The 1,027-nt window shown below is 52.5% G+C and carries 3 protein-coding genes; all 3 read right to left on the bottom strand.

Annotated features, from left to right (window positions below):
• Nucleotides 1-31: 31 nt before the first annotated feature.
• On the bottom strand, nucleotides 32-457 hold the full coding sequence (gene ndk / locus MCRY_RS22390; protein ID WP_017846179.1) for a nucleoside-diphosphate kinase: 426 nt from the start codon (nucleotides 455-457) through the stop codon (nucleotides 32-34).
• Nucleotides 458-548: 91 nt separating this feature from the next.
• Entirely contained in the window at nucleotides 549-749 is a 201-nt protein-coding gene (gene iscX / locus MCRY_RS22385) for a Fe-S cluster assembly protein IscX (RefSeq protein ID WP_017846180.1), read from the bottom strand.
• A 14-nt stretch (nucleotides 750-763) separates the two neighbouring features.
• The coding region (gene fdx, locus MCRY_RS22380; RefSeq protein ID WP_139834171.1) for an ISC system 2Fe-2S type ferredoxin at nucleotides 764-1,027 on the bottom strand (264 nt) is incomplete at its 5' end.

Here is a 1,027-nt window from a genome sequence, read left to right as displayed (position 1 = left end):
CATGGATTCACCTTCACTCTTAAGCCAATGCTTAGCGAGTGGTTACTTCAGTAGCTGCGAAGAAGTACGAGATTTCGCGAGCAGCAGCGGCTTCGGAGTCCGAACCGTGTACAGCGTTGGCGTCGATGGAGTCAGCGAAATCAGCACGGATGGTGCCGGCAGCTGCTTCTTTAGGGTTGGTAGCACCCATCAGTTCGCGGTTCAGAGCGATAGCGTTTTCGCCTTCCAGAACCTGAACAACGACAGGACCGGAGATCATGAAGGCAACCAGGTCGCCGAAGAAGCCACGAGCGCTGTGCTCAGCGTAGAAACCTTCAGCTTCAGCCTTGGACAGTTGCTTGAGTTTCGAAGCTACAACCTTCAGGCCGGCTTTTTCGAAACGAGTGGTGATCTCGCCGATGACGTTTTTTGCAACAGCGTCAGGCTTGATGATGGAGAAAGTACGTTGAACAGCCATGGTGTAACTCCAGAAACGGTAATTTACGAAAAATTAAACCCGCGAATTATACGCGGGTTCTTGGGTATTGCCTAACTGCGTAAGGGAGGCGTCAGTCCTGTTCTTCTTTCCAGGCTGTCTGAATAGCTTCCAAAACCTTTTCGCCACCGCGATCACGCTCATCGTCAAAACCTGGCAAGGCCATGACCATGTCACGCAAAGCAACAAAGTTCAGCGAATAGGGATCCATATCCGGGTTGCCGTCGGCCAACAGGATAGCGATTTCTTGCACATCAACCCATTTAAGACTCATGACACTTCCTTGAATCAGTGCGGCGCTTCGGCCGCATGGTTGAGGGAATATTTCGGGATTTCGACGGTGATGTCTTCCGTTCCGACCTTTGCCTGACAGCTTAGGCGAGAAGTCGCTTCCAGGCCCCAGGCCCGGTCAAGAAAGTCCTCTTCCAACTCGTCCGCTTCTTCCAGAGAGTTGAACCCCTCACGAATGATGCAGTGGCAGGTGGTGCAAGCGCACACTCCACCACAGGCACTTTCGATCTCGATGTGGTTGTCATGGGCAACTTCGAGGAT

Source organism: Marivita cryptomonadis (genome assembly GCF_002115725.1).
Taxonomy (GTDB): Bacteria; Pseudomonadota; Alphaproteobacteria; order Rhodobacterales; family Rhodobacteraceae; genus Marivita; species Marivita cryptomonadis.
The sequence above is the reverse complement of the archived record's forward strand: the minus strand, read 5'-3'. Positions and strand labels throughout refer to the sequence as shown.